At 64.5% G+C, this 25,581-nt stretch carries 27 protein-coding genes; 15 read left to right on the top strand and 12 right to left on the bottom strand.

Going from position 1 to position 25,581, the window contains the following annotated elements; all coding sequences use genetic code 11:
* Window positions 1-5: 5 nt before the first annotated feature.
* From pgeF to lgt, 3 genes are read right to left on the bottom strand one after another with little or no spacing between them, the layout of a single operon-like run.
* Complete coding sequence (gene pgeF, locus SI859A1_RS13200) at window positions 6-806, bottom strand: peptidoglycan editing factor PgeF (protein WP_009210240.1); 801 nt, start codon at window positions 804-806, stop codon at window positions 6-8.
* Between the two features lie 33 nt (window positions 807-839).
* Window positions 840-1,982: a class I SAM-dependent methyltransferase gene (locus tag SI859A1_RS13195; RefSeq protein WP_009210239.1), complete on the bottom strand. Its 1,143-nt coding sequence runs from the start codon at window positions 1,980-1,982 to the stop codon at window positions 840-842.
* Window positions 1,979-2,857, bottom strand: a complete 879-nt coding sequence (gene lgt, locus SI859A1_RS13190; protein WP_009210238.1) for a prolipoprotein diacylglyceryl transferase — start codon at window positions 2,855-2,857, stop codon at window positions 1,979-1,981. Before lgt ends, SI859A1_RS13195 begins: the two co-directional genes overlap by 4 nt.
* Before the next feature lie 287 nt (window positions 2,858-3,144).
* On the opposite strand from lgt, the gene SI859A1_RS13185 reads away from it, so the two are divergent.
* From SI859A1_RS13185 to SI859A1_RS13170, 4 genes are all read left to right on the top strand, one after another.
* The gene (locus SI859A1_RS13185; protein ID WP_040325804.1) at window positions 3,145-3,429 is read left to right on the top strand and encodes an accessory factor UbiK family protein; all 285 of its coding nucleotides are present in this window, start codon (window positions 3,145-3,147) and stop codon (window positions 3,427-3,429) included.
* Between the two features lie 279 nt (window positions 3,430-3,708).
* Entirely contained in the window at window positions 3,709-4,209 is a 501-nt protein-coding gene (locus tag SI859A1_RS13180; RefSeq protein WP_009210236.1) for a type III secretion system chaperone family protein, read from the top strand.
* A 1-nt stretch (window position 4,210) separates the two neighbouring features.
* Window positions 4,211-5,026, top strand: coding sequence for a pyrroline-5-carboxylate reductase (gene proC, locus SI859A1_RS13175; RefSeq protein WP_009210235.1), 816 nt, complete (start codon window positions 4,211-4,213; stop codon window positions 5,024-5,026).
* 3 nt (window positions 5,027-5,029) lie between these two features.
* Entirely contained in the window at window positions 5,030-5,395 is a 366-nt protein-coding gene (locus tag SI859A1_RS13170; RefSeq protein WP_009210234.1) for a tRNA-binding protein, read from the top strand.
* Between the two features lie 9 nt (window positions 5,396-5,404).
* On the opposite strand, the gene SI859A1_RS13165 is transcribed toward SI859A1_RS13170, so the two are convergent.
* From SI859A1_RS13165 to SI859A1_RS13155, 3 genes are all read right to left on the bottom strand, one after another.
* Window positions 5,405-6,700 carry an ATP-binding protein gene (locus SI859A1_RS13165; protein WP_050767715.1) on the bottom strand — a complete coding sequence of 432 codons (1,296 nt, stop codon included), beginning with the start codon at window positions 6,698-6,700 and terminating at the stop codon, window positions 5,405-5,407.
* A 175-nt stretch (window positions 6,701-6,875) separates the two neighbouring features.
* On the bottom strand, window positions 6,876-7,616 hold the full coding sequence (locus SI859A1_RS13160; RefSeq protein WP_009210232.1) for a response regulator: 741 nt from the start codon (window positions 7,614-7,616) through the stop codon (window positions 6,876-6,878).
* Complete coding sequence (locus SI859A1_RS13155) at window positions 7,613-8,161, bottom strand: MarR family winged helix-turn-helix transcriptional regulator (RefSeq protein WP_009210231.1); 549 nt, start codon at window positions 8,159-8,161, stop codon at window positions 7,613-7,615. The genes SI859A1_RS13160 and SI859A1_RS13155 overlap by 4 nt, the downstream gene beginning before the upstream one ends.
* 223 nt (window positions 8,162-8,384) lie before the next feature.
* On the opposite strand from SI859A1_RS13155, the gene SI859A1_RS13150 reads away from it, so the two are divergent.
* Both SI859A1_RS13150 and SI859A1_RS13145 read left to right on the top strand, forming a co-directional pair.
* The gene (locus SI859A1_RS13150; RefSeq protein WP_024350441.1) at window positions 8,385-9,275 is read left to right on the top strand and encodes a branched-chain amino acid aminotransferase; all 891 of its coding nucleotides are present in this window, start codon (window positions 8,385-8,387) and stop codon (window positions 9,273-9,275) included.
* Between the two features lie 126 nt (window positions 9,276-9,401).
* Complete coding sequence (locus tag SI859A1_RS13145; RefSeq protein ID WP_009210229.1) at window positions 9,402-10,043, top strand: MBL fold metallo-hydrolase; 642 nt, start codon at window positions 9,402-9,404, stop codon at window positions 10,041-10,043.
* A 22-nt stretch (window positions 10,044-10,065) separates the two neighbouring features.
* Here SI859A1_RS13145 and SI859A1_RS13140 read toward each other — a convergent pair whose 3' ends face one another.
* Together SI859A1_RS13140 and SI859A1_RS13135 are read right to left on the bottom strand one after the other, a co-directional pair.
* Window positions 10,066-11,148 carry a hypothetical protein gene (locus SI859A1_RS13140; protein ID WP_009210228.1) on the bottom strand — a complete coding sequence of 361 codons (1,083 nt, stop codon included), beginning with the start codon at window positions 11,146-11,148 and terminating at the stop codon, window positions 10,066-10,068.
* A 12-nt stretch (window positions 11,149-11,160) separates the two neighbouring features.
* Window positions 11,161-11,373 (bottom strand): cold-shock protein, encoded by a 213-nt coding sequence (locus SI859A1_RS13135; RefSeq protein WP_040325802.1) that lies wholly within the window; start codon window positions 11,371-11,373, stop codon window positions 11,161-11,163.
* Between the two features lie 335 nt (window positions 11,374-11,708).
* On the opposite strand from SI859A1_RS13135, the gene SI859A1_RS20405 reads away from it, so the two are divergent.
* The 6 genes from SI859A1_RS20405 to SI859A1_RS13115 all read left to right on the top strand — a co-directional run bounded on the left by SI859A1_RS20405 (window position 11,709) and on the right by SI859A1_RS13115 (window position 14,779).
* Window positions 11,709-12,344 carry a pyroglutamyl-peptidase I gene (locus SI859A1_RS20405; RefSeq protein WP_081451397.1) on the top strand — a complete coding sequence of 212 codons (636 nt, stop codon included), beginning with the start codon at window positions 11,709-11,711 and terminating at the stop codon, window positions 12,342-12,344.
* A 79-nt stretch (window positions 12,345-12,423) separates the two neighbouring features.
* Window positions 12,424-13,245 (top strand): class I SAM-dependent DNA methyltransferase, encoded by an 822-nt coding sequence (locus tag SI859A1_RS13125; RefSeq protein WP_009210226.1) that lies wholly within the window; start codon window positions 12,424-12,426, stop codon window positions 13,243-13,245.
* Window positions 13,246-13,337: 92 nt separating this feature from the next.
* Complete coding sequence (locus tag SI859A1_RS21665; RefSeq protein ID WP_154653371.1) at window positions 13,338-13,475, top strand: hypothetical protein; 138 nt, start codon at window positions 13,338-13,340, stop codon at window positions 13,473-13,475.
* A 65-nt stretch (window positions 13,476-13,540) separates the two neighbouring features.
* Complete coding sequence (locus SI859A1_RS13120; protein WP_024352083.1) at window positions 13,541-13,840, top strand: hypothetical protein; 300 nt, start codon at window positions 13,541-13,543, stop codon at window positions 13,838-13,840.
* Window positions 13,841-13,987: 147 nt separating this feature from the next.
* The gene (locus tag SI859A1_RS22315; RefSeq protein ID WP_276324897.1) at window positions 13,988-14,110 is read left to right on the top strand and encodes a hypothetical protein; all 123 of its coding nucleotides are present in this window, start codon (window positions 13,988-13,990) and stop codon (window positions 14,108-14,110) included.
* Between the two features lie 198 nt (window positions 14,111-14,308).
* Window positions 14,309-14,779, top strand: a complete 471-nt coding sequence (locus SI859A1_RS13115) for a GNAT family N-acetyltransferase (RefSeq protein ID WP_244400998.1) — start codon at window positions 14,309-14,311, stop codon at window positions 14,777-14,779.
* Between the two features lie 236 nt (window positions 14,780-15,015).
* Here SI859A1_RS13115 and SI859A1_RS13110 read toward each other — a convergent pair whose 3' ends face one another.
* A complete protein-coding gene (locus SI859A1_RS13110; protein WP_040325801.1) occupies window positions 15,016-15,543 on the bottom strand; it encodes a hypothetical protein in 528 nt (175 codons plus the stop codon).
* 672 nt (window positions 15,544-16,215) lie between these two features.
* Here SI859A1_RS13110 and SI859A1_RS21030 point away from each other — a divergent pair.
* A complete protein-coding gene (locus SI859A1_RS21030) occupies window positions 16,216-18,018 on the top strand; it encodes an NACHT domain-containing protein (protein ID WP_009210222.1) in 1,803 nt (600 codons plus the stop codon).
* A gap of 1,005 nt (window positions 18,019-19,023) precedes the next feature.
* Here the strand turns inward: SI859A1_RS21030 and uvrB are convergent.
* A complete protein-coding gene (gene uvrB, locus SI859A1_RS13105; protein WP_009210221.1) occupies window positions 19,024-22,332 on the bottom strand; it encodes an excinuclease ABC subunit UvrB in 3,309 nt (1,102 codons plus the stop codon).
* A gap of 397 nt (window positions 22,333-22,729) precedes the next feature.
* On the opposite strand from uvrB, the gene SI859A1_RS13100 reads away from it, so the two are divergent.
* Window positions 22,730-23,761, top strand: a complete 1,032-nt coding sequence (locus SI859A1_RS13100) for a flagellin N-terminal helical domain-containing protein (RefSeq protein WP_009210220.1) — start codon at window positions 22,730-22,732, stop codon at window positions 23,759-23,761.
* A gap of 181 nt (window positions 23,762-23,942) precedes the next feature.
* On the opposite strand, the gene SI859A1_RS13095 is transcribed toward SI859A1_RS13100, so the two are convergent.
* Window positions 23,943-24,728, bottom strand: a complete 786-nt coding sequence (locus SI859A1_RS13095) for an SDR family oxidoreductase (RefSeq protein WP_009210219.1) — start codon at window positions 24,726-24,728, stop codon at window positions 23,943-23,945.
* Entirely contained in the window at window positions 24,728-25,051 is a 324-nt protein-coding gene (locus tag SI859A1_RS13090; protein ID WP_040325800.1) for a nuclear transport factor 2-like protein, read from the bottom strand. The genes SI859A1_RS13095 and SI859A1_RS13090 overlap by 1 nt, the downstream gene beginning before the upstream one ends.
* A gap of 57 nt (window positions 25,052-25,108) precedes the next feature.
* Here SI859A1_RS13090 and SI859A1_RS13085 point away from each other — a divergent pair, with 57 nt between their 5' ends.
* Complete coding sequence (locus tag SI859A1_RS13085) at window positions 25,109-25,480, top strand: winged helix-turn-helix transcriptional regulator (RefSeq protein WP_009210218.1); 372 nt, start codon at window positions 25,109-25,111, stop codon at window positions 25,478-25,480.
* Window positions 25,481-25,581 lie beyond the last annotated feature (101 nt).

Genomic DNA, 25,581 nt, shown 5'->3' with positions numbered 1-25,581 from the left:
CGAGGTTACTCCGCGAGGGCGATGGCAGAAAGCTGGCGGCCGTAATCGGGCTCGCCGCGATGCGTGGTGCGTCGGAAGGAAAAGAAGCGGTCCGGCTCGCCATAGGTGCAACGGTCGACGAAGCTGCCCTCAACGCCGCTGGCTTGCAGTTGCGCGACGATGAAGCCGGGCAGGTCGAACTGGCGCTTGTCGGCGCTGCGCCCGGGTTGGAAGAACCGCTCGCGTGCAGGCTCCGCGTCGAGGAACTCCGCCGCCATATCGAAGCCGACTTCGTAATTGGGCTGCGTGATCGTCGGCCCCAGCACGGCACGGATGGAATTGCGCTTTGCGCCGAGCCCTTCCATGGCGGCGATTGTCGCTTCCAGGACGCCGTTCAGCGCACCACGCCAGCCGGCATGGGCCGCGCCGATCACGCCGTTCTTTGCGTCAGCGAAAAGGACGGGCCCGCAATCGGCGGTCACGACGCCGATAGCGAGGCCCTTACGGCGCGTGGCGATCCCGTCGGCACGCGGGCGGTCGCCGGAGAAGGGGGTATCCACCACCACGGCGTCCGCCGAATGAACCTGCCAAGGTGTCGCGAGATCCGCGCTGGCGAGAGTGGCGAGCGCGCGGGTTCGGTTTTCCAGAACGTGCTCGGGACGGTCGTTCGAGCCGATCCCGACATTGAGCCCGGCATAGAGCCCTTCCGAGACCCCGCCGATGCGGGTGAAAAAGGCATGGGCGATGCCTGGTCCTGCCAGACGGTCCGACCGGACGACGGCGGAATCAGGCAGCGGCGACGCGGATCGGCTTCGAATTTCGGACATGGCGCGGGATCGTGGTCGAGGGGCAGGGCGAAGTCAATCCGCAGCGGGACCGTCGGTTGTGTCGGGCAATCCGGCCTCGTTCAGGCCGAAGGGTGACAGTCTCATCGGGCGCGAGGCAGCGCACAGAACCTTGAAGACCTGGCCCATATCGCCGGGGCCCGTCCCCGCCAGGCGCTGCACCGCTCCGATGATTTCCGTCCGCGTCTTCTCGTCACGCGCGGCACCGAGCGCGCCAGCCCGCTCCAGAAGGCCGAGGGTTAAAAGGAAGTCGCTCTGCGTGACCGTCGGCGATACGTAAAGCCCGCTCGCGCGGAACGGGGCAGCAATCCTGTCGAAGTCGACGTGGCTGGTGATGTCGTTCTCGCCGGGGCGGTCCAGCGGGTCGGCGAAGGCATGGCCGTGCATCGCCTGTAATGTGTCCCCGTAACCGCTGCGGGAATGACCGTAATCGATGAAGAGGCTTGCGCCGCCGTCCGTGGCCAGCCGCTCGGCCAGGCCCGCGGCGATCCGTTCGCGTGCCGGTGAGACTTCCAGCACCGCGCCGGCCTTGGGCTCCACCAGCCCCATCGCCCGGACGGCATCGGAAACCTGCGGGCGGGCTTCGCACAGCACGAACTCGAAGCGTCCGCTGTCGGTCGTCGACACGCAGCGTTCGCGCCACTCGCTGCCGTCGAAGACATACTGGCGGACCGCAACCGCATCGAACAGTTCGTTGGCGACGACGACCATCGGACGGCGCTCCAGATCCTCAATGCGGCGCACCCGGCGGATCGGCAGGTCGAAGCGTCCCAGCGTCTGCATCTGCTCGTCGGCCAGCCGGTCGCTGGTTTCGACGAGCCGCACATCGGCCGCCCGCATGCAGTCCGGGGCGGCGGAGCGTAGCGCGCGCAGCATGTCGGCCATCATCGTGCCGCGGCCTGGCCCGCATTCGACCAGCAGAAAGGCGTCCGGTCCGCCGAGCCCCGTCCAGGCCGAGGCGACCCAGGCACCGAGAAGTTCGCCAAACATCTGGCTCACCTCGGGGGCGGTGACGAAATCGCCGGCTCGGCCAAACGGATCGCGACGCGCATAATAGCCGTGCTCGCGATCGTAGAGCGCGAAGTTCCAGTAGCGGTCGACGCCGAGTGGACCTTCGACCCTGACATGTTCGGCAATCTTGCGGGCGAGGGCGTTCACGGACGGGCGGCGCCCGCTTGATCGTCCTCCACCGGCTGGGGCTCGTAGGCGCGGAGTTTGGCCGTCGCCATGGCCCAGATGCCGATGATCAGCATCGGAACCGACAACAGCATGCCCATGGTGAACCAGCCGCCATAGAGGTAGCCGAGCTGCACATCCGGCATGCGGAAGAACTCGACGAAGATGCGCGAGCAGCCATAGCCGAAGAGGAACAGGCCGCCGATGAAACGCGGACGACCGAGCATCTTGAAGTGGTGCGTCGCGATCCGCAGCACGATGAACAGCAGAATTCCTTCCAGCAGCGCTTCGTAGAGCTGGCTGGGGTGTCGCGGCATCGGGCCGGCATCGGGAAAGACCATCGCCCAGGGCACCGTCGTGGGCGCGCCCCACAATTCGCCGTTGATGAAGTTGGCAATGCGGCCGAAAAACAGACCGAAGGGCACCGAGGCGGCGACGATGTCGATCAGGCTAAAGAGAGGCACCTTGTAGACGCGACAGAACACCGCGATCGCCACCACCACGCCGATCAGGCCGCCGTGGAACGCCATGCCGCCTTCCCAGACCCGGAACACCGCCAGCGGATCGGCGACGTAGCGTTCGAATTCGTAAAAGAATACCGAGCCGAGCCGACCTCCCACCACGATGCCGATCGTGATGTAGAGGATGAAATCGTCGATCTGCAGCTTGGTGACCGGCGAGATGCCATTCGGCCAGAGCCGCGTGTTGCCGGCCAGATGACGACCATAGAGCCAGCCGCAGAGAATGCCCGCGACATAGGACAAGCCGTACCAGCGCAGCTGAATCAGTCCGAGATCCAGAAAAATCGGATCGATCTGCGGATAGGTCAGGACACCGAGATAGGGGAGGGTGAGCATCGGTCCGCCATTGGGAGAAAGCGGGCGCTTGGCGCCCTTGCAGAAGCGGCGCGACCTTGGCCCGCGACCTTCACAGGGTCAAGCGTGGGCTGGCGCCGGAGATCGCTGCCGTCCCACCTGTGTGGCCCTGAAGCCTTCACCTTCGCGTGCACTGCTATCTGAACAGGTCAGCGTTCAGGCAGGCTGGCACTGCCGTAAGCCAGCCCTGTCGCCATTGCCATCGTCCCCGGCGCTCTCTACCTCCACCTTGAAGAGACCGCGCAATGGCGCAAAACGGAGACCCATTCATGTCCAGGACAGGACCCGGCCGCCAAGGCCCCAACCGGATGCTCGACGAGTTCGCCCGTGTCATGACCGATGCGGCTGGTGCCGCGCAGGGCGTGCGCCGCGAGATGGAGACCGTCTTCCGCGCGCAGGGCGAGCGGCTTCTGAACCAGATGGACCTGGTGCAGCGCGAAGAGTTCGAAGCGGTCCGCGACATGGCCATGAAGGCGCGTACGGAAAACGAAGCGCTGAAGAAGCGGCTTGCTGATCTCGAAGCCCGAATGGCCGGAGCCGGCGACGCCAACTGAGCGTCCAACCGAGTTTTCCACAGTCTATCAACAGGTTTCGGGCGTTGCTCAATGCGCCCGAAAAGCCTTTGGCGAGAGTCGCTTAAGACTCGCCGCCAGCGGCCGGCCATCTCGCTCGAATCCACCGAGTGGTGAATAAATCCTTAATCCCCTTAAGCCGGCGACTCCCCGTCTATATGCTGATTCATAAGGGTGATTCGACACGAAGCGGTGTCTCACTCCCGGTGGGAGCCGTTGCGGCAAATGGTGATCCCGCCGATGCGAATACGGGGACTCACCATGCAATTGACTGAACTTGCCACACTGCGCCAATCCAACCCGGTCGACATGATCGAATGGGTTGCGTCTGCGCGGGAATGGGCATTCGAACGATCCTGCGACGACGAGCTTGCGGTCGCTGTCGCCGGCGTCTGGACCGACTATTCGGTTTCCTTCTCCTGGGTCGAGGATATCGAGGCGCTGCATCTGGGATGCGCGTTCGATCTTCGCATTCCGGCGCACCGCCGCGCCGAGGTTCTGCAACTCCTCGCTTCGATCAACGAGAAGCTCCTGGTCGGCCATTTCGACCTTTGGCAGAACGAGAATGCGGTGATGTTCCGCCATGCACTGCTTTTGTCCGGCGGTGCGGAGCCGACCAGCCAGCAGGCCGAGCGCATGCTGACCAGTGCTCTGGAAAGCTGCGAGCGGTTCTACCAAGCGTTCCAGTTCGTCATCTGGGCCGACAAGACGGCGCAGGAAGCGCTCGCTTGCGCGCTGTTCGAGACCCAGGGCGAGGCCTGATATGGCAGCGGCGGCCCAGCGCATCCTGCTTCTTGGCGGCGGCAACATGGGGGCGGCCCTCCTAGGGGGCTGGCTGGACAAGGGGCTCGATCCGGCCCGGGTGCTGGTGGTCGATCCGAAGGTCGGCGACACGCTGCGGCCGCTGATCGAACGCTACGGCGTGCGTCACGCCATTTCCGTGCCGCAGGAGACCTTCGACGTCGCCCTGCTGGCCGTGAAGCCGCAGATGATGGGCGCGGCGCTGCCGGATTTGCGCGACGCGCTGATATCGGACAGCCTTGTGATCTCGATCGCCGCCGGTACGACCATTGCCTCCATCGAGGGGTTGCTCGGCGAGCATCCGGTGGTACGGGCCATGCCGAACACGCCGGCGCTTATCGGCCGCGGCGTGACCGGAGCCTTCGCCAATGAGCGCGTCGATGCGGCGGGCCGCAAAACGGCCGACGAGTTGCTGTCGGCCAACGGGCCGGTGGAGTGGGTCGACACGGAGCCGCTGATCGACGCAGTGACCGGGGTCTCCGGCAGCGGTCCGGCCTACGTCTTCCACATGGCCGAATGCCTGGCGAAGGCGGGAGAGGCGGCAGGCCTGCCGGCCGATCTCGCCATGCGTCTGGCTCGCCATACGGTCGCAGGCGCCGGCGAACTGATGATCCGCTCGGACCAGACGCCGGCGAAGCTCCGCCAGAACGTAACCTCGCCGAACGGCACCACCCAGGCGGCTCTCGACGTGCTGATGGCCGAGGATGGGTTGGCCCCGCTCATAGAACGGGCCGTACGGGCTGCGCGCGACCGCGCTGAAGCTTTGTCGAAGGAGTAGCGTTTGAGCCCGCAAAACGACGACACCACATCAGCGCAGATCGGCTTCGACGACTTCATGAAGATCGACATCCGTGTCGGCACGATCGTCGAGGCGGCGCCGTTCCCTGAAGCGCGCAAGCCGGCGATCAAGCTCACGATCGATTTCGGTGCACCGCTCGGGCGTAAGAAATCCTCGGCCCAGATCACCCGGCACTACGAGCCCGGAGAGCTGGTCGGCCGACAGGTGCTGGCGGTGGTCAACTTCCCACCACGCCAGATCGGGCCGATGATGTCTGAGGTGCTCACCCTCGGCGTGCCGGACGCCGACGGCGAGGTCGTGCTGATTGGCCCGAGCCAACAGGTCCCCGAGGGCGGCCGCCTCTACTGAGGCGAACGCTCAGGCCGGCACGCGGATCAGCGCCCGCAGCCCGCCGAGCCTGGAATCCGACAAGAGAATGTCGCCGCCGAAGCTGCGGGCGATGTCACGGGCGATGGCCAGGCCCAGACCGGTGCCGCCGCTGTCGATGTTGCGTGCGGTGTCGAGGCGCACAAAGGGCTTGAACACCTCTTCGCGCTGTTCGGCGGCGATACCCGGCCCGTCGTCCTCCACCGTGATGGTCAGCCAGCGATCCTCGTGGGTTGCCGCCACCTTGACGCGATCGCCGTGACGCATGGCGTTGGTGACGATGTTGGTGACCATGCGGGTGAAGGAATCCGGTCGCACCGCGATGCGCGGGTCGCCGTCGATCATCAGTTCCAGATGCTTGCCCTTGAGCTTGGCTTCGTTGCGGAATTTCGTCAGCATCGGGGCCAGATCGAGTTCGCCGATCTCCTCGGCCGCCTCGTTCCTGGCGAAGGCCAGATAGCCCTCCAGCATGCGCTGCATCTCGTCGACGTCGGCGTTGAGCTCGTCCTGGTCCTCGCCTTCCCCGAGCAGCGCCAGTTGCAGCCGGAAGCGGGTGAGAATGGTCCGCAGATCGTGGCTGACGCCAGTCAGCATGGCGGTCCGCTGTTCCATCTGTCGTTCGATCCGGTCGCGCATCTGGATGAAGGCGAGCGATGCGAGCCGGACTTCCGATGCACCGCGGGGCCGGAAATCCGGCGGCATCGGCTGGCCGCGGCCGAAGCCTTCTGCCGCGGCTGCGAGGGTCTGGATCGGCCGGATCTGGTTGCGCAGGAACAGCACCGCGATGATCATTAGCACCAGCGATGTGCCGACCATCCAGACGAGGAAGATGTGCGTGTTGGATGCATAGGCGGAGTTGCGCGTGGCGAAGATCCGCATCACCCGGTCGTCGAGCCGGATGCGGATCTCGACGATCTTGGAATTGCCGACTGTGTCGATCCAGAACGGTCGGCCGATCTGCCGTGTCAGTTCCTCGCTGAGAATGCCGTCGAGGATGTTGAAGAACGGCTTCGGCGCAGGCGGCGGCAGCGGCTCGGCCGGCAGCACCGAAACGTTGAGGTCGAGATTGTTGCGCGCGATGCGGATGATGTCGCTGTAGTCCGACCCTGGCGGCCGGGTCTGCACGAGCGCAGTGATCGCGGCTATATCCTGCACCACCGCCTCCGACAGGCGCTGGGTGACAAGCTGCCAGTGACGCTCCATGAACACCACGGTGACGACGCACTGCAGGAGGACGAGCGGCGCCATGATGATGATCAGCGACCGGGCATAGAGGCCCTTCGGCATATAGCGCTGGATGATCCGCGGGATCGGCCGCAGGGGGCCCCGCCAGATGTCGAGTGACGGGAGCCGACCGAGGCGCCACCGCCGGGCGGTCTCATGCGATGTCGTCGCATCGCGGCGGAACGGGTTCCACCGGCGCCGTTCCCGCATCAGCCGTCCGAGAACCGACATGACCCGCTCAGTCCGTGTTCAGGCGATAGCCGATGCCGCGCACGGTCTGCAGCCAGAGCGGGTTGGCCGGATCGCCCTCGATCTTGCGTCGCAGACGGTTGATCTGGACGTCCACGGTACGCTCGCCGACCTCGGTTTCGTCGCCGAGGAGATCCTGCCGGGGGATCGTCTCGCCCGGATTGCCGGCGAATTGCGACATCATCGCCTTTTCGCGGTCGGTCAGGCGGATGATCTCGCCCCCGCGCTTCAATTCGCAACGAGAAAGCGAGAAGGTGAAAGGACCGAAGCGGATATGTTCGAGTTTCTGGATCGGCGCCTGGCTGCCGCGCCGCAGAATGTTGTTGACCCGCAGCAGCAATTCGCGCGGATCGAAAGGCTTGGCCAGATAATCGTCGGCGCCGGCTTCCAGACCCTCGATGCGATGCTCGGTCTCCGAGCGTGCCGTCAGCATAAGCACCGGCGCCTGCCGGTTGGTGCGTAGCGATCGGACCAACTCGATGCCGCTTTCACCCGGCATCATCACGTCAACGACCAGAAGGTCGAAGTCGAGCCCTTCCAGGATCCGCCGCGCCTCGGCGGCATCCGCCGCCACGGAGACCCGGAACTGCTGTTCACTGAGGAACCGCAGCAGCAGTGAGCGGATCCGGCGATCGTCGTCGATGACGAGGATATGAGGCGCATCGTCGCCGAGCGGCGAGGGAGCCTGCCGTTGCCGTTGCACCGCCTTCGTCTCCGTCATCTCGCTCATAGCGGCTCCTTTCGATCGATGCCCTTTTTCCTGAACCACTCGCGCGTCGTCGGCCGATCGTCGGCCATCTCCATCAGGAAAGCGCCGATCGGTCCGGCATCGCCCGGCAAGGTGTTGCCCAGCGCCGCCTCGATGCGCCGCGCCTGCGCCCGCGACAGTTCCAGCGTCAGTTCGCGCCCGCGTTCGGTCGGGAACAGACAGCGTTGGCGCCGATCCTCTACGCCGGGCATCTGCCGCACGAAGCCGCCATCGATCAACTGGCGCAACACCCGCGACAGCGACTGCTTCGTTATCTGGAGCAGGTCGAGGAGTTCGGCGATGGTCATTCCCGGATCGCGGTTGACGAAATGCAGCACCCGGTGATGGGCCCGGCCGAAACCATAGCGCATCAGGATCGAGTCCGCGTCCGTCGTGAATTCGCGATAGGCGAAGAACAGCAGTTCGATCATGCGAAAATCGAGCTCGCCCCGCGTGGGCAGCGGCTCTCGCACGATCGCGTCCTCGGCGTCCGGCACGCGATCATCGGAGGTCAGGGCGGCATCCATAATTTAGGTCAGCAGTGTTGACGTAATTTGGTTCTATTGTTACACCTTGCCTGCGAGAGTGGAAACCGTCGCTTGCGACCATTCCCCTCCCGGCCCATTGTCGGCTTCGGGCTATCCGCATCAGGAAGACCGGACGCAGTCGGCAGACAAGCCACGAATCGGTCAGAAGCCGATCGCCGTTACACCACGGATAGGGAGGACGCCGGGACAGGCGTCGACAACCATGAGCAGTGTTCCATTCGACCAGCTTGACGGCGAAATCTGGTACAACGGCGAGTTCCTGCCGTGGAAAGACGCCAAGGTCCACGTTCTCACCCATGGTCTGCACTACGCCAGCGCCGTGTTCGAAGGCGAGCGCGCCTATGGTGGCACGGTCTTCAAGCTGCGCGAGCACACCGAGCGGCTGATCGCATCGGGCCGCATGATCGGGTTCGAAATTCCCTACAGCGCCGACGAGATCGACGCGGCAACGAACGAACTCCTGGTGCGCCAGGGCTTCACCGATGCCTATGTCCGCCCGATCGCCTTCCGCGGGTCCGAGATGATGGGCGTTTCGGCGCAGAAGAACCGGATCAACGTCGCGATCGCCATCTGGCAGTGGCCGAGCTATTTCGATCCGGAGCAGCGGATGAAGGGCATCCGGCTGGATCTCGCCGAATATCGCCGTCCCGATCCGCGCACCGCGCCGTCGAAGGCCAAGGCGACCGGCCTCTACATGATCTGCACCATCTCCAAGCACGCGGCCGAGGCCAAGGGCTATGCCGATGCGCTGATGCTGGACTGGCGCGGCCAGGTGGCCGAGGCGACCGGCGCCAACGTCTTCTTCGTCAAGGACGGCATCATCCACACGCCGACACCGGACTGCTTCCTCGACGGCATCACGCGCCGCACGGTGATCGAACTGGCCAAGCGTCGCGGTATCGAAGTGCGCGAGCGGGCGATCATGCCCGAGGAACTGGCCGATTTCGACGAGTGCTTCCTCTGTGGCACGGCTGCCGAGGTGACGCCGGTGTCCGAGATCGCCGAATGGCGCTTCACGCCGGGCGAGACGACGCGCCGGCTGGTCGAGGATTATACCGCCGTGGTGCAGCCCCAGCGTGCCGCCGCCGAATAGGCGGACACCCGCTGCTGACATCATCAGCTTTCCGGCCGCGGCACTCGCTGCGGCCGTTCGCATGCTTGCCTGCGGCGTCTGCCCCGCGTTAACAGCCGGGCACAGCAACCGACGCCCGAGGCCCACGTGACCACACTCAACGCCCAGATCGTTCCCGTCACGCCATTCCAGCAGAATTGCTGCATCCTCTTCGATGTCGAGGACAAGATCGGCGTCGTGGTCGATCCCGGCGGTGACGTCGACCGGATCTTGGAGGCCATCGAGAAGGCCGGGATCGCCATCGAGGCGATCTGGCTGACCCACGGCCATATCGACCACGCCGGCGGGGCGATGGAGCTGAAGGAGCACCTCGGCGTCGACATCGTCGGCCCGCACAAGGCCGACGACTTCCTGCTGGCCGGACTGTCGGAACAGGCGCGGATGTTCGGAATTCCTGGCGCGGTCCGCGATTGCACGCCGGACCGCTGGTTGGAGGAGGGCGAGACCCTTGCCTTTGCCGACCATCGCTTCGAGGTGCTGCACACGCCGGGACATGCGCCGGGCCATGTCGTCTTCTACAACCGGGCCGCCAAGTTCCTGCACGCGGGCGACGTCCTGTTCTCCGGCTCGATCGGCCGCACCGATCTGCCTGGCGGCGACCACGCGACGCTGATCGCCTCGATCAAGGACAAGGTCCTTCCGCTCGGCGACGACGTCGGCTTCATCTGCGGCCACGGGCCCGGCGGACGCCTCGGCGACGAGCGCCGCGGCAATCCGTTCCTGACCTGAGGAGCCTGGCTCCCCGTCTCCGTCAGTCGCAGAACTGCGACTGACCCTGTGCGTCGACATAGGTCCCGTAGTCGGGGTCGAAGCTCTCATGCTCGCTCGTGCAGCGGTCCAGCCATCCGCGGGTCCAGGGGGCGGCACGATCGACCTGTTCCGGTTCGGCACGGGCGGTTGGCCGAGGCACATCGGCGCTGTCCGTTGCGAGCGCCGCGACGCGCTGACCATATCCGGGGGCGATCCGGATGATCTGTGGTCCGCCGATCTTGTAGATCACCTCCACGCCGGAGGCCGGCATCGGCCGGCGGTCGAGCCGCGCACTCTCGACATCGATGATCTTCGCTTTCGTTCGCATCCGGTTCGCGCTTTTTCCCGACACCTGGGTGGTCGAGCCGTAGCCGCGGTCGCCGAGATCACTGGTGATGACGGTGAACGAGCCGGACGAGCGCTGAACGGTCCTTGGAGCCGCGACCTCCCGCCAGCCGCGACCGCGACGCAGGCGCCGGTCGTCGACCAGGATGTCCGGTTCGACGACGATCGACCCACCGTCTTCGAGAAACTCTTCCCGCTCGTCGGAATAGACGATATCGGCCGGCGTGCGAATCGATCCTCCGTCCCTCAGGAATTCGCGATCACCGCCTGACCTAGCGACGATGTCGGGCCGTCTGCCGACCCCCCCGCCATCGTCGAGGAAACCATCGCGACGCTGGCCGTTCCGGACTCCGCGCCGGGGCTGCAGGGGACCGCCGCCGTCGAGGAAGCCACCTGTCGGGTCGCTGGACTGCGGCCGCGAACTGCTGCCGCCGCCACCATCGAGATAGGTCTGGGCGCTGGCGGGTGCTGTAGCAAGGAACATGGCGGTAAGGCTGGCGATCACAGCGATATGGCTGGATCTGGCGCAGGCCTGCCGGTGGCGTTGAGACATGGATTGCACTCCCGTTTTCGCCTTTTTCTGGCGTTCGGGTGTGGCCTTGCACGTGGCGTGCCAGACGTTTCCGTATCGAACTGGGACAGGATGGTGGCTGGAAAGGAAAGCCCGGCGCAACCGCGTGACGAGCTTTCCCGGTCTGGACGTCACGAAGGGGCGGGAGCCGAAGCCAACCGCGACCATCGTGACGCGAGATCAGTCTGCGGCGAGATTGACGGCCTTCGGGCCCTTGCCGCGCTTGTCCGGCTCGGTGTCGTAGGAGACCTTCTGGTTCTCCTCGAGCCCCGGCAGACCCGAGGCCTGGACGGCGGAGATATGGACGAAGATGTCCGCGCCGCCATCGTCGGGCTTGATGAAACCGAAGCCCTTTTCGGTATTGAAGAACTTGACCGTACCGGTCTGTGCCATCGTCGGTATCCCTTATCCTGGCATTACGAGTCGCCGTCTGGCGGTGGCAGGCAAGTCTTGACTAGGAAAGGAACCGATACATCGTGGCCTGAAATTATACGGCAGACCACCCGGAGGATGCGCCTCCGATACGCAGTTCGTCCATGACCCTTGTTCGCGAGATTGCCCGGAGCCTCCTACATTGCTATCCCGTTTCCGGCCCGACGAGCGACGTATTCAGGGCGCGTGTCGCGTGCCATTTCGGGACAGGCAATACAGCTTCCACCATCCAAAACCCGCTGTAAAGACGGATCGACGCCGCAATTGGCGGGCTCTTCCCAAGGCATTCATCTCAAATGAAAATACTCGTTTGCGGATTTTCCTCCTTCCCCGGTGCGCCCCGCAATCCGACGGAAACGATGGTGCGAACCCTCGAATCCGACCCTCGTCACGGTGAAGCGTTTCACGCCGCCGTCCTGCCGGTCGAGTGGGAGACGAGCTGGCCGCGCCTGCGCACCTTGATCGAGACCCTGGCGCCGACCAGCGTCGTCCTGTTCGGTCTGCACAAGCGGGCCGAGCGACTGCGCATCGAACGGGTCGCCCGCAACCGCCGCAAGCTCGGACAGGCCGATGCGACAGGCGCGTTTCCGGCAGGGCCGGCGGTGCTCGACGGACCGGAGGCGCTCGCCTGCCGGATGCCATGGAAGGCCGTGACGTCGGCACTGCGCGGCGCCGGCGTGTCCTTCGAATGGTCGTCGGATGCGGGCGGCTATCTTTGCAACGACACGCTCTACCGGTTGGCCTTCAACGCCGATGCGCTCGGGGTGCGCGATTTCGGCTTCTTCCATGTGCCGCTGAGCGACGAGGCTGCGGCGCAGGCTGACGAGATCGAGGGGATGCCCGAGGTCTTCTGCAGCATGCCGGCGGCGCGGATTGCCGCCGCGGCGCTGGCCCTCGTGGACGAACTGGGCAGCGGCACGGCCGCCGTCTGATCCGCGGAGCAATGCAGGTCGGCTGTCGCCGGCCTCAACTTTGCCCTAAGAGGCACCGCGAACCCCATAGGAGCCGGCAATGAGCGACACCCCCATCGACGAGGCGGCCCTGGCCGAAGCCTATGAAGAGGCGCTGGCTTTGGAGAAAGCCGGCGATCGCACCGCTGCAGCCGACGCCTATCGCCGCTGCCTGGCGCTCGATCCGGACGACCATGCCGGCGCCGCGGTGCGGATGGCGGCGATGGGCGAAGGCGAGACACCGGCCTCGGCGGGTGACGCCTATGTGGCGACGCTGTTCGACCAGCATGCCGACGATTTCGAGGACATTCTGGTGCGTCAGCTTGGCTATGGCGTGCCGGGCCTCATCGCCGAGCGCTTGGCGGCGGTCGCGCCGGGGCCCTATGAGCGCGCGCTGGACCTGGGCTGCGGTACCGGGCTGGCCGGCGAGGCGCTGCGGGACCGCATCGCGACGCTGATCGGCGTCGATCTGTCGGAAGGCATGATCGAGACCTGTTTCGACAAGGGCGTCTACGATCATCTCTATATCGGCGAGGCGGTCGGCTTTCTTGAGGAGTTCGACGAGCCCGAGCCTTTCGATCTGGTCGTGGCGACCGACGTGCTGCCTTATCTCGGCGGGCTCGATCCGCTGTTCGCTGCCACCGCCGCGCGGATGAGCGGCGGCGGCATCTTCGGTTTTTCGACCGAGACCATGCCGGACGCGACCTTTGGCGCACGGGACTTCATGGTCGGGCCGCACCAACGCTTTCACCACAAGGAAAGCTACGTGCGCGACCGGCTGGCGGCGCATGGTTTCGAGACGCTGGAGGCAACGCCGATCGTCGTGCGCCGCCAGGAGGGCGAGCCGGCGCCGGGGCATCTGGTGCTGGCCCGCAAGCGCTGAGGGCACCGTTCACGCAGGCGTGCGTCGCGGCGCGGCAACTCCGGCGGGGCCGGGCCGTTCTGCGAGCAGACCCCAACCTGCCGGAGACTGTCATGCGAAGAATCCTAACCATCACCGCCGCCTGCGCGCTTCTAGTCGCGGCCGGCTGCCAGGGCACGCGCTCGGCCAACAGCTCCGCCGACCGTGGGACTCCGTCGGGCGGGATCGTGCCGGGGCAGATCTCCGACTGATGGCCTGCAACGCGGATGGCCGCTTGCGCGTTGAGGCCGATATCGGAACAGGAAGGACTCCCGCCATGCGCCGCATGCTTGCCGCTCTCCTCGCCACCGCGCTCATGACACCGGTGCTACCGGCCGCCGCCCAGGAGCCGGTGGGCGTGCGCCTGTCGGAGCGCGAGAAGCAGCAGTCGCGCCGGGTGGTGCTGCCGGACGGACGCGTCGTGCTGCGGCCCTACAGCCCCGGCCTGCCGTGGCTCTACGGCGTCGGCAGCGTCTACGGCAAGGCATCGGCCCAGCCGCTGGTGAACGGCGTGACGCCCTCGGTGATGGCCGATACTCCGGCCGGCGGCATCGTGCCGGGACAGAACCCGCACTGACCGGGAAGCCGATGCGGGTGGACAGGGGCAGGGCGCCGGGCGAGATTGCCGGAGATTCCTCGTTTGCACTCTCCGACGTCGCGAGCCCGGCCGGCGGCTGGCGCCTCGCCGAACTCTGCCGATAGTTCTCTTTCGGGAGCCGACCCGATGAAACTGCTTCCCCTTCTCGCCCTGTTGATGCTGGGCGCCTGCGCGACGCCGTCCGATGAGGTGCGCAGCGCCCGCTGGGAGAACAACGCCGCGATGATGGACGGCGCCGTGCCGCGCTGACGGGCCGGTGGTCCCGTTGTCGGCGTTGGCGGCGGCGGTGAGGGTTTGGCATGGGTCCCCGGGTCAGGCCCGGGGATGACGCCGGAGGGGGCGGACCGCCTGCGGGACGCTTCGTGCGGCCGGCTTTGGGCGTGCGGGCGGTTGAAACGGCGGCTGGTCCGTGCGAGGGGCGCGCCCATCTTCCCTGACGACACCGCCATGGAGCCGCTCGTGTCCGACCTCGCCCTTCGCCCCAATGTGCCCTTCGACCTGGCACCGCTCGCCCGGCTGCTGGTCGCGGCCGACGACCTCGCGCTGGTCAATCCGAACGCCAAGCATCCGTTCGACCCGCTGGAATGGCGGGAGAAATGGCTGAACGAGGCCGACGACGCCTCCTTCTACCTGGTCGACGCGACCGGCCGCGAGGTCGGCTTCTTCGCTTTGCGGGTCGGCATCGGACCGGAGGTGCGCCACCTCGTCTATGTCTTCGTCGAGGCGGCGGCCCGCGGCGGGGCCGGGGCGCAGCTGGCGGCGCTGGCCGAACAGGCCGCCCGCGATCTCGGCGCCATCTCGGTCACGCTGAAGGTCGAGCTCGACAACGAGCCGGCCCTTCGGGTCTACGAGGCCGCCGGCTACGAGGAACTCGGCCGCCGCAACGGCATGGCCACCATGCGCCGCGACTGGGGCTAGGGCAGGCGTCTGGCTGGAGCCCTCGTCCTTCGACAGGCTCAGGATGAGGGGGATGTTGGCCCCGGCAAGCGGTGGAGTGCAGCGCGGGTGCATCTCGCATTATACCCTCCCTCCCTCCCTCCGTTTTTCCCTTGGCGCATCCCATCCCGCAGCCCCTCATCCTGAGCCTGTCGAAGGGCGAGGGGCGCTCGGCGCTGCGTTTGGCGGAACCCCCTCACGCTCACCCTTCGACAGGCTCAGGGTGAGGGATCGGGGGCCGGCCGCCCGGCTTCATGTGACCCCGCACCCGCCTCCACCCCATCGCTGCGCATCGCCGCCACGTCGCTTCTGGCGGCGCGGATGGCTTCGGCTTCGCGGCGCAGATGGTAGGGGTCGCGGAAGGCGGCGGGGGTGATCTGGCGCTGCAGCGCGAAGGGCAGGGCGAGATGGACGGCGCGCGGCAGGGCCTCGAAGCAGGGGGCGGGCGGCTGGCCGGTGGCGTCGCATGTGCCGTCGCCGGGGCGCTCGCCATAGCGGCAGGCGCGGACCCGGCGGCAGGCGCCGCGCTTGCAGATGGCGGCGAAGAGCCAGGCGGCGCTGGGCAGCATCCGGTCGCCGCGCTGGGTGCCGGCAGGACCGGGCGACGTGGCGCGCCGGCGCCGGGCGGTGCGCGGCGGTGGCGGATAGCCCGACAGTGCGGCGCGCACCAGCGCCAGATAGGCGGCGGACAGGCGAAGACCTTCGGCGATCTCGTCCTGTGTCAGCGGCGGGTCGACAGTCTCCATGGTCGGCGGCTCCTCGGCTGGGGGCGGGCGATGGTCAAAGGACAGGGGCGTGCGGCAGCGGCGCCGCGCCCGGAGGACCGGGCCGGCGGTGCAGCGGCGGGGCGGCGGATCGCCGACGGCACGCCTGGCAGAACTGGAAGCGGCACGCCGTCGGCGATCCGCGCGGTGGCTGGTGCGCCGGAGGGACGGTGCTGCGGGCGCGGGGCGGGCGCGGTCCGCCTCAGCTGGGCGGGACATCCCCTTCCGGGCGGCTCTTCGCCCTTGCGGGCTCAAGCCGAGCGATCCGCGGCGCCCTCGGGGAGGGGGACTGTCCGGCGCTGTCTCGGGCCGTCCGGGCCGGCGCGTCTCCGGAAGACACCCCGTCGCGGACACCGCTCGCCACCCCCGACCGATCCCGGCGATCGTCCGTGCCCGCCGTGGGCAGCGATGCGGCGATTATGCGGAAGGGGCGAGGGGTGGGGATAAGTTGGGGGGAGATGCGTGGCTCCGATCCCAACTGGACTTCCAAATTCGTTCCGAATCAAACTGACTGGCCGAAGGCGCGGCGGGTAAGACCCTCACCTTGCGAGGGGGACGGGACAAGACTTTACTGAAGCTAAGATTCTCCTTGCGTCCACGACAGATAGGAGGAAACTTACTCTAAAGCTAGATTCCTAGGAGAACCGTCTAAAGATGCCAGTACGAATTGCGGGCCTGAAGCCGTTGATAGAAGCAATAACGTTAGATGCATACAAATCAGCAAAAATAGCCGCTAGAAGTTCACGAGACACTCTGCACATATTTTTTAGGAAGGGAATTGAGAGATACATTTCAAGGGAGACGAAAAATTTTACCAAAATAAAGACTCTAGTTTTACCCGAAAAGCAATTAAACCTAAAAGATATTTATGTAGGGCCGATCGTCAATTTTCACGAAGAGTTATTATCCTACGATGAGATCCTCTATAGATTTATAAGGGAGAGAAGGGTAGTTGTTACCGGTATTGCAGGTCAGGGAAAGTCATTACTTCTAAAGAGCTTATTTTTAGATGCATGCACGATAGATATCGGATTCGTCCCGGTCTTCATTGAACTACGGCAATATGCCGGAGAGGATTTTTCTGTCGAGGCTGCTATACTGGATAGATTGAATGGGCTAACGAAGCAGCATAGTGAAGAGTTCCTCCAAGCTTTATTGCAGAATGGCTCGTTCTTAGTCATGCTAGATGGGTATGATGAAGTGCCCCCTGCAGTTCGCGATCATGTCCAGCGCCAGATTATGAGGTTTAGCGACACTTTTGATCGTTGCGCGGTGGTGATAACCAGTAGGCCACTACAGGAGTTTAATAGTTGGCACTCGTTTCTGGAATCGCAAATCTGCGATTACACCCCCGAGCAGGCCGCTGATGTAATCAATAAAATACCGATAGATGAACAAGTCAAGAAAGAGTTTCTCTCGAAAATTAATCCGGATTTTCTAGAAAAATACGGAAAGCTATTAAAGAATCCACTGCTTATTGGAATGATGTTTCTTACTTTTTGGAAAAACAACCATATTCCAGATAAAGAGCATCTAATTTATGAAAAATCCTTCGAAACATTCTATACAGCGCATGATAATACCAAATTTTTATATAAGCGCAGATTCCATTGTTTGGTTGCCGAGGATGATTTCAAAAGGATATGGCAGACATTTTGCTTCGTATCTTATATGCGAAACCAGTATAGGTTTGATATAAATAAATTCTTGGAATTAGGCGAAAAAGCGACAAAAATGGACAATATAAATGTCGATTTGCGAGAATTTTTCAAAGACTTATCCGAGTCTATATGCATGCTAATACAAGACGGTGAGTCTTATACATTTATGCACCGATCTTATCAGGAGTATTTTGCCGCTCGGCAGTTCGTTGAGAATTCGAATAACGCATACTTCGAAGCGTTTGCGGTTGCATCGTATCGTTTCAGCGACGATATGCAAAATTTTACCAGATGGATCAATAGAAACGGATTTAGGGAAAAATACGTACTCCCAGCTGCGAGAATAATAGTAAGACGTCACAAAGAACTTGAGGATGACGGTCGGCAGGAAACGTGGCTTGCAGACATCTATGAAAAGATAGGCATAAGTCCTGGGGCTTTCGCCGGAAAATCTATACCTGGGGCTTTCGCCGGAAAATCTATACCTGGGGCTTTCGCCGGAAAATCTATACCTGGGGCTTTCGCCGGAAAGTCTATAGAGGATGATGGTTCACTGGTTGATAAGGGTCTCGCCTTCTGGATTGGAGAAGATAGAGAGAGAACTCCACTCTTCAAGTATAATGCAATATTAGCTAAAGAATTAAACGACAACCGACGGTATCCAGATTTAGCAAGATGGCTGATCCGCGAGCGACCAATGCCAGAAAGGGGATTGCATGAAAGATATTGTATAGATCGTCCAAGACGAAAGAGATTCGCTCAAAAATATACCACCTTTTGTCGCGTTTTCGAATAAACTGATTGCAGAAATAAAATCAATTATAGTCGAAATCGAGAAAGAAATCGATGATAGGAAATCGGAGATAATCGATTTGTCGGAGTTTCAACCTGAGTGGGACGAAACTGATGATGCGGATCAATCTGATTCATTTTAAGGGCGATTCATACCTTATATCTTGCAATGAAATTATGCACTGATGAGGGAGAATATCATCGGCCTGTGGTTGGCGTTGTATGATGAGTTTGAAGTTGCTGAACTGTTAGCATTTCCGAAATGCGCGAATAGCGGGTCAGCAACGCGACGACGCCCCCATTAATTACGTTCTGCCCAACCCTCGCGACAGATTGTTGGCTTAGCCTCCGATGGCGCCAAGTTACTGCGAATATCTTCATTCGAGCTCTGATCTGGCGTTCAGTGCGGCGATAAACGTCACCCTCGACCGCCCGGGGCGTCCGGTCTTGCCAGGCCGGCGCTTGCGCTTCTGATCGGCGGGGTCCTCGTAGGAGCCGCGGCCGATGCGTTCGCGGCGGATGGGGGCGGCGTCTGATGGCGTGCGTGGTTCGACAGGCTCACCATGAGGGGTGCCGGTGATGACGCCAGCCCCTTCGAAACTGGACGCAGCGCGTCGCAACAGCCCCTCATCCTGAGCCTGTCGAAGGGCGAGGGGCGCTTGGTGTTCCGCCTGGCTGGAGCCCTGATCCCCGATCCTTCGACAGGCTCAGGATGAGGGATCAGGGGGCGCGGCTGGTTCTGCGCTGGAGCGGCTGTGGTAGCGCGGCGGCATGGGTCCTCGGGTCGAGCCCGAGGATGACGCGGTGGCGGGGTGCGGGGGCGTTCTGCGACGTCGCGCGGTGTTGGTGTGGCGGTCGCCGTGCAGCGTCGGTCGCGGCGTTGCCGTAGCCCTCATCCTGAGCCTGTCGAAGGGCGAGGGGCGCTTGGCATTCCGCCTGGCGGGAGCCCTGATCCCCGATCCTTCGACAGGCGCAGGATGAGGGATCAGGGGGTGGGGGCCGTCGCACGCTACCGCCCCGGGCGGCCGGTCTTGCCTGGGCGGCGCTTGCGCTTCTGGTCGGTGGGGTCCTCGTAGGAGCCGCGGCCGATGCGTTCGCGGCGGATGGGGGCGGCGTCGTCCGAGCTGGTGCGTGGTTCGACAGGCTCACCATGAGGGGCGTTGGTGTTCGTACTCTTGCCCATGCCCGGACCCGTGCCGGAGCCGGTATCCGCCTTGGGAGAGGCGGTGTCCGCGGGCTTGCGGGGCGCGGGCTTTTTCGGGGCGGGCTTGCCGACCGGCTTTTCGGTGCGGCCGACGGTCATTTCGTCCAGCGAGTTCTTGCGGAACAGGCCCGGCCGGTCGGGACGCGCCGTGTCGGTGCCCGGGCCCATGTCGTCGAGGGACGGCTTCTGGAAATAGGAGCCGGCCGCCGTGTCGCCGCCGTGCTGGCCCGAGGCGCCGTCGCTCGGCGCGCTGGCGTCGTGGCCGGCGGGGGAGGCGGCGGCGTCGCCGGGCCTCGGCGGACGGGCCAGCGGCGCGGGGCGGCGGTCGGAGCCTTCGCCGCGGGGTTTCAGCGGTTCGCCGCGCGGGCCGAACCGTTCGCCGCCGGCGGGCTGGCGGTCGCGCTTGGTCTTGCGGCCGTATTTGGAGCGGCCGGTGACCGGGGAGATCGCCTCCTCCTCCAGCTCGGCGGCGATCGCCATGGGGTCGGCGGCGTCGACGACATTGCCGCCGCCCCTGGCCTTCTTGCCGCCGGAGCCGGAATCGCCGCCGGGCAGGCCGCCGAATTCCAGCTCCTTGGCCTGCAGCCGCTTGATCTCGTCGCGCAGCCGGGCGGCGGTCTCGAAGTCGAGATCGGCGGCGGCGTCGCGCATCTGCTTTTCCAGATGCTCGAGATGGCTCTTGAGATTGTTGCCGACCATGGCGCCCTCCTTCGCGCCCGGGCCGACATCGACCCGCACATGGTCCTTTTCGTAATAGCTGTCGAGAATGTCGGCGATCTGCGCCTTCACCGAGGCCGGGGTGATGCCGTGCTCGGCATTGTAGGCCTCCTGCTTCTCGCGGCGCCGGTTGGTCTCGGCGATGGCCCGCTCCATCGAGCCGGTGGTGCGGTCGGCATAGAGAATGACCTTGCCGTCGATATTGCGCGCGGCGCGGCCGATGGTCTGGATCAGCGAGGTCTCGGAGCGCAGGAAGCCCTCCTTGTCGGCGTCGAGAATGGCGACGAGGCCGCATTCGGGAATGTCGAGGCCCTCGCGCAACAGGTTGATGCCGACCAGCACGTCGAAGGCGCCGAGGCGCAGGTCGCGGATGATCTCGATGCGCTCCAGCGTGTCGATGTCCGAATGCATGTAGCGGACGCGGATGCCCTGCTCGTGGAGATATTCGGTGAGGTCCTCGGCCATGCGCTTGGTCAGCACCGTGGCGAGGACGCGGTAGCCCTTGTCGACGGTGTCGCGGATCTCGCCGACGAGGTCGTCGACCTGGCTGCGGGCCGGGCGGATCTCCACCGGCGGATCGATCAGGCCGGTGGGGCGGATGACCTGTTCGGCGAAGACGCCGCCGGCCTCCTCCATTTCCCAGGAGCCGGGGGTGGCCGAGACCGCGACGGTCTGCGGCCGCATGGCGTTCCACTCCTCGAAGCGCAGCGGCCGGTTGTCCATGCAGGAGGGCAGGCGAAAACCGTATTCGGCCAGCGTCGCCTTGCGGCGGAAGTCGCCGCGATACATGGCGCCGATCTGCGGCACGGTGACGTGGCTCTCGTCGATGAAGACCAGGGCGTTGTCGGGCAGGTATTCGAACAGGGTCGGCGGCGGGTGGCCGGGCTGGCGGCCGGTGAGGTAGCGCGAATAGTTCTCGATGCCGGGGCACGAGCCGGTGGCCTCGATCATCTCGATGTCGAAGCGGGTGCGCTGCTCCAGCCGCTGGGCCTCCAGCAGGCGGCCGGCCTTTTCCAGCTCGACGAGGCGGTGGCGCAGCTCCTCCTTGATGAGGCGCACGGCCTGGTTCAGCGTCGGGCGCGGCGTGACATAGTGGGAGTTGGCGTAGATCTTCACCGACTTGAGGCTGTCGGTCTTCTGGCCGGTGAGCGGGTCGAACTCCTGGATCGACTCGATCTCGTCGCCGAACAGCGAGATGCGCCAGGCCCGGTCTTCCAGATGGGCCGGGAAGATCTCGATGGTGTCGCCGCGCACCCGGAAGGAGCCGCGCTGGAAATCCATGTCGCGGCGCTTGTACTGCTGGGCGACGAGGTCGGCGAGGAGCTGGCGCTGGTCGAGCCGGTCGCCGATCGACATCTGGAAGGTCATCGCCGTGTAGGTCTCGACCGAGCCGATACCGTAGATGCAGGAGACCGAGGCGACGATGATGACGTCGTCGCGCTCCAGGAGGGCGCGGGTGGCGGCGTGGCGCATCCGGTCGATCTGCTCGTTGATCGAGGATTCCTTCTCGATGAAGGTGTCGGAGCGCGGCACGTAGGCTTCGGGCTGGTAATAATCGTAATAGGAAACGAAATACTCGACGGCGTTGTCGGGGAAGAAGTTCTTGAACTCGCCGTAGAGCTGCGCCGCCAGGGTCTTGTTGGGGGCGAGGATCAGCGCCGGACGCTGGGTGCGCTCGATGACGTTGGCGACGCTGAAAGTCTTGCCCGAGCCTGTGACGCCGAGCAGCACCTGGGTCTGGTCGTGGTCGGTGATGCCGGAGACGAGGTCGGCGATGGCCGTCGGCTGGTCGCCCTGGGGCGTGTAGTCCGAGGCGATGCGGAACGGCACGCCGCCCTCGGACTTGTCCGGCCGGGCCGGGCGGTGGGGCACCCAGATTTCGCCGTTCTTCAAGAGCGGGTCGCCCTCGGAGATCAGCTTGGTGAGGGCGTCGACCGTGGCGGTGACGCCGCCCTCGGGCAGGCCCTTGGCGTCCTCGAGACTGAGATCCATGCCGGCGACCGGGTTGAGCCCGGCGGCGGCCCGCTGCTTCGGATCGCTGGTGCCGCCCATCGACGTGCCGCGCGACGTCTTGCCGGGGCGCGCGCCGGTGCTGGCGGCGGCCTTGGAGGACTTGGCGGCGGGTTTGGCTTTCGCCTTCGCCGGCTCGGGCTCGGCAGCGGCGGGCGCCGGGTTGTCGCCGTCGGCGACATGCTCGGCCGTGGTCTCCAGCCCCTGGGCGATCTCGTCGGCCCAGCCGGAGACCGGCCCGGCGAATTCCCGAGCCGCCTCGAAATCGGCCTGCGGGGCCTCCGCGAAGCCGCCGCGCCGTGCCGGCGCGCCCGGATCGAAGGGCGCCTCGTCCTCGGCGGTGTCGGAGGCGGGACGCGAGCGGGTGGTGCGGGATCTGGAAGCCATGGCGGAACATATAGGGACCGCCCCCGGGGGTTGGAAGCCGGGCGGACGGGGCAAAATGCGGCGGCGTGTCGACCCCTGTGCGGCGCGCTGCCGCAGCAGCCAGGCGCGGACCTCTTCGCCGGAACCCCGCCGTAAAAATGCGCGGACGACAACCGCCGCGGCGCCGCGCGCGATGCGGCCTCAAAGGCGCCGGGTTGCAATGCGCGATCGGTGCACGGCTAAGTTATATAAGGTCTTGGTAACCATGAAAATTAGCATGTCGGAGATCATCTAAGGCGCACTTATGGTTCAAGACAGGGCGGGAGAGAAAGTCGTCTCGCAGACATGATGTCGTCCCGTCTTTCCGGGGAGCCGGAATGTCCCTTCAAACCTGTCATGCGTATGGGACTTCGAACAGATGACCTCGATCAATACCAATACATCGGCGATGACGGCGCTGCAGAGCCTGTCGATGATCAACAGCAACCTCGACCAGACCCAGAACCGGATCTCGACCGGTTACCGCGTCGGCGCGGCGTCCGACAATGCAGCCTACTGGTCGATCGCGACCACGATGCGCTCCGACAACAAGGCGCTGGGCGCCGTCGAGGACGCCCTCGGCCTCGGCCAGGCCAAGGTCGACACCGCCTATACGGGCATGAATGCCGCCATCGACGTGGTCGACGAGATCAAGGTCAAGCTGGTCGCGGCCAAGGAGCCCGGCGTCGACCGCAACAAGATCCAGTCGGAAATCGCCGAGTTGCAGAACCAGTTGTCCTCGATCGCCACCTCGGCCTCCTTCTCCGGCGAGAACTGGCTGAGCTTCAACGACGTTGAAGGCACCTCGAAGAGCGTCGTCGCTTCCTTCAACCGCTCCTCGGCGGGCGCCGTCAGCGTCGGCACCATCGACATCGACACGGCGGGCCTCAAGCTCTTCGGTGACAATTCGAGTGCGGTCCCCGCGACCCTCTACAAGAACGGCATCCTCGACATCCGCACCCTGGGCACGACGATCCTGGACAATGACGGCGATGTCTCGACGTTGGGGGATCAGCTGATCCTCAATGTCTCGGGTCTGGATATCTCGACGACGGCGCTGAACCAGGCGAAGGTGAACGCCGCCACGGGCGAGGCTGTCGCCGGCCAGCCCAACTATCTGTCGGTCGACGACGTGCTCAGCAAGATGATCACCAATGTCGAGACCGCGCTGGGCAAGATGACCACCGCCGCCTCGAACCTCGGCGCCGCCAAGAGCCGCATGGATATCCAGTCGGAGTTCGTCTCCAACCTGCGCGACTCCATCGAGAAGGGCGTCGGCACGCTGGTCGATGCGGACATGACCGAGGAATCGACCCGCCTGAAGGCGCTGCAGACGCAGCAGCAGCTGGGTGTGCAGGCGCTGTCGATCGCCAACTCCTCCTCGCAGTCGCTGCTGTCGCTCTTCCGCTAAGAGGCGATTCCTCGACACTGAGACCGACGGGTCCGGCCGCAAGGCCGGGCCCGTTTTCGTGTACGGTGCGGCATCTGGACAAGAGCCGTCACGCAGGCGACTTTCGATCGAGGCGCTCGGACGTTGCGTGGCGGATGTCGGCGCAGGTCATTGGATCAGGGCCCTGAGGCCGCGGTCGCTCCTACGCAGTCGGCACCGTCCCCCCGTTGATGACGTACTCCGTACCGGTAATGGAAGCAGCCCGCGGCGAGACGAGGAAAGCGATGAGGTCGGCGACCTCTTCCGGCCTGGCCGGGCGACCAATCGGAATACCGCCGAGTCCCTGCATGATGATACGCTTGCCGCCTTCGTAATCAGTACCTTCCGCCTCGGCGAGGCGTTCGGCTAGCCGTACCGAGGCCTCCGTCTCGATCCAACCGGGAGAGACCCGTACAACCCGCACGCCCTTCGGCGAAACCTCTTTGGACAGCGCCTTGCTGTAGGTCGAGAGCGCGGCCTTGGCCGCGGCGTAGGCGATAGTTGATTCGGGCAGCGGCAGTTCGCGCTGGATCGAGGTGACGTGAATCACGACGCCTGAGCCTCGCTCGATCATTCCTGGCAGGAATGCGCGGTCGAGCCGGACCGCGCTCATCAGGTTCCGGTCGATTTCGCTTGCCCAGACAGCGTCGGTGGAAGCCGCATACCCACCACCAGGCGCGTCGGAGCCGCCGAGCACATTGACGAGGATGTCGATCCCCCCGAGTTCGGACAGGGCGAAATCCGCAAAGGTGGCCGAGCCTTCGGCCGACAGAAGATCGGTGGGCATGAAATGAACGCCGGTCGGCACTGCGTTCGGAGCCGTACGTGCAGCAGTCGCGACCCGGGCGCCGGCCGAAAGCAGTGCGGCTACGACGGCCGCGCCCACTCCCTTTGTGCCGCCTGACACAGCGACGCGCTGATCTGAGAGATCTATCCAGCCGCCGCTCATCAGACGATCTCCAACGCGGCTATGCGATCGTTGCGTAGCGTGAAGTGATGGTCGAGTACCACGGGGCTGCCTGGGAAGGCGCCCGAGATTTGTGTCCTCACGACCACGGTACCGTCGCGATCCTCGACGTCGAGCGGACGCAGTTGGAACGGCGTGCGGGTCATCGTGTCGATGCGCCAGTGGCGGATGGCGCGAAGGCCCTGGTGAGCGCGACGCTCGTCCCGGACGACGGCATCCTCTGCAAGGATAAGGCCGAGTTCGGGGATCGAGGCGTTCGCCGGAAGCGAAAAGTAGTTGGCGATGATTTCGGGAAGTGCGGTCATGGCCTGTCCTTTGTCTTGACAGTTGTGATGCCTGAGAGATCGCTCTACAAAACGGCCATGACAAGTACGCACGAAAAAGTCGGGTACTTACCCGAGAGTAAGCCCGTTCAGCATACTCCTGTGACGGCAGCCAAGGGCATTGAAGCGGCGTTTCGGATGCTCGAAGGGCGTTGGAAGCTGGTTATCCTATTCCACCTCTTCGGCGGCCGGCTTATGCGCTTCTCCGACCTGGAGCGAGCCATTCCCAGCATCTCGCAAAAGATGTTGATCCAGCAGCTTCGGCAGATGGAGGCGGACGGAATCGTGACCCGTTTCGTACACCATCAGGTGCCGCCGAAGGTCGAGTACGGGCTCACCGAATGGGGACAGTCACTCTGCCCGGCGCTTGACACCCTTCTGACATGGGCGGAGGCCAAGCCGGAAGCATAGAGGCGCGCCGATGAAAGGCTTCGGTTAGCGGCCGCATTCTCTGCACCAGCTTGTGGAAGCCGACCGTCGGCAATCCACCTTACCCCGTAATTTCGTCGCGC

The organism is Aurantimonas manganoxydans SI85-9A1, assembly GCF_000153465.1.
In the GTDB taxonomy this organism is placed as follows: Bacteria; Pseudomonadota; Alphaproteobacteria; order Rhizobiales; family Rhizobiaceae; genus Aurantimonas; species Aurantimonas manganoxydans.
The sequence above is the reverse complement of the archived record's forward strand: the minus strand, read 5'-3'. Positions and strand labels throughout refer to the sequence as shown.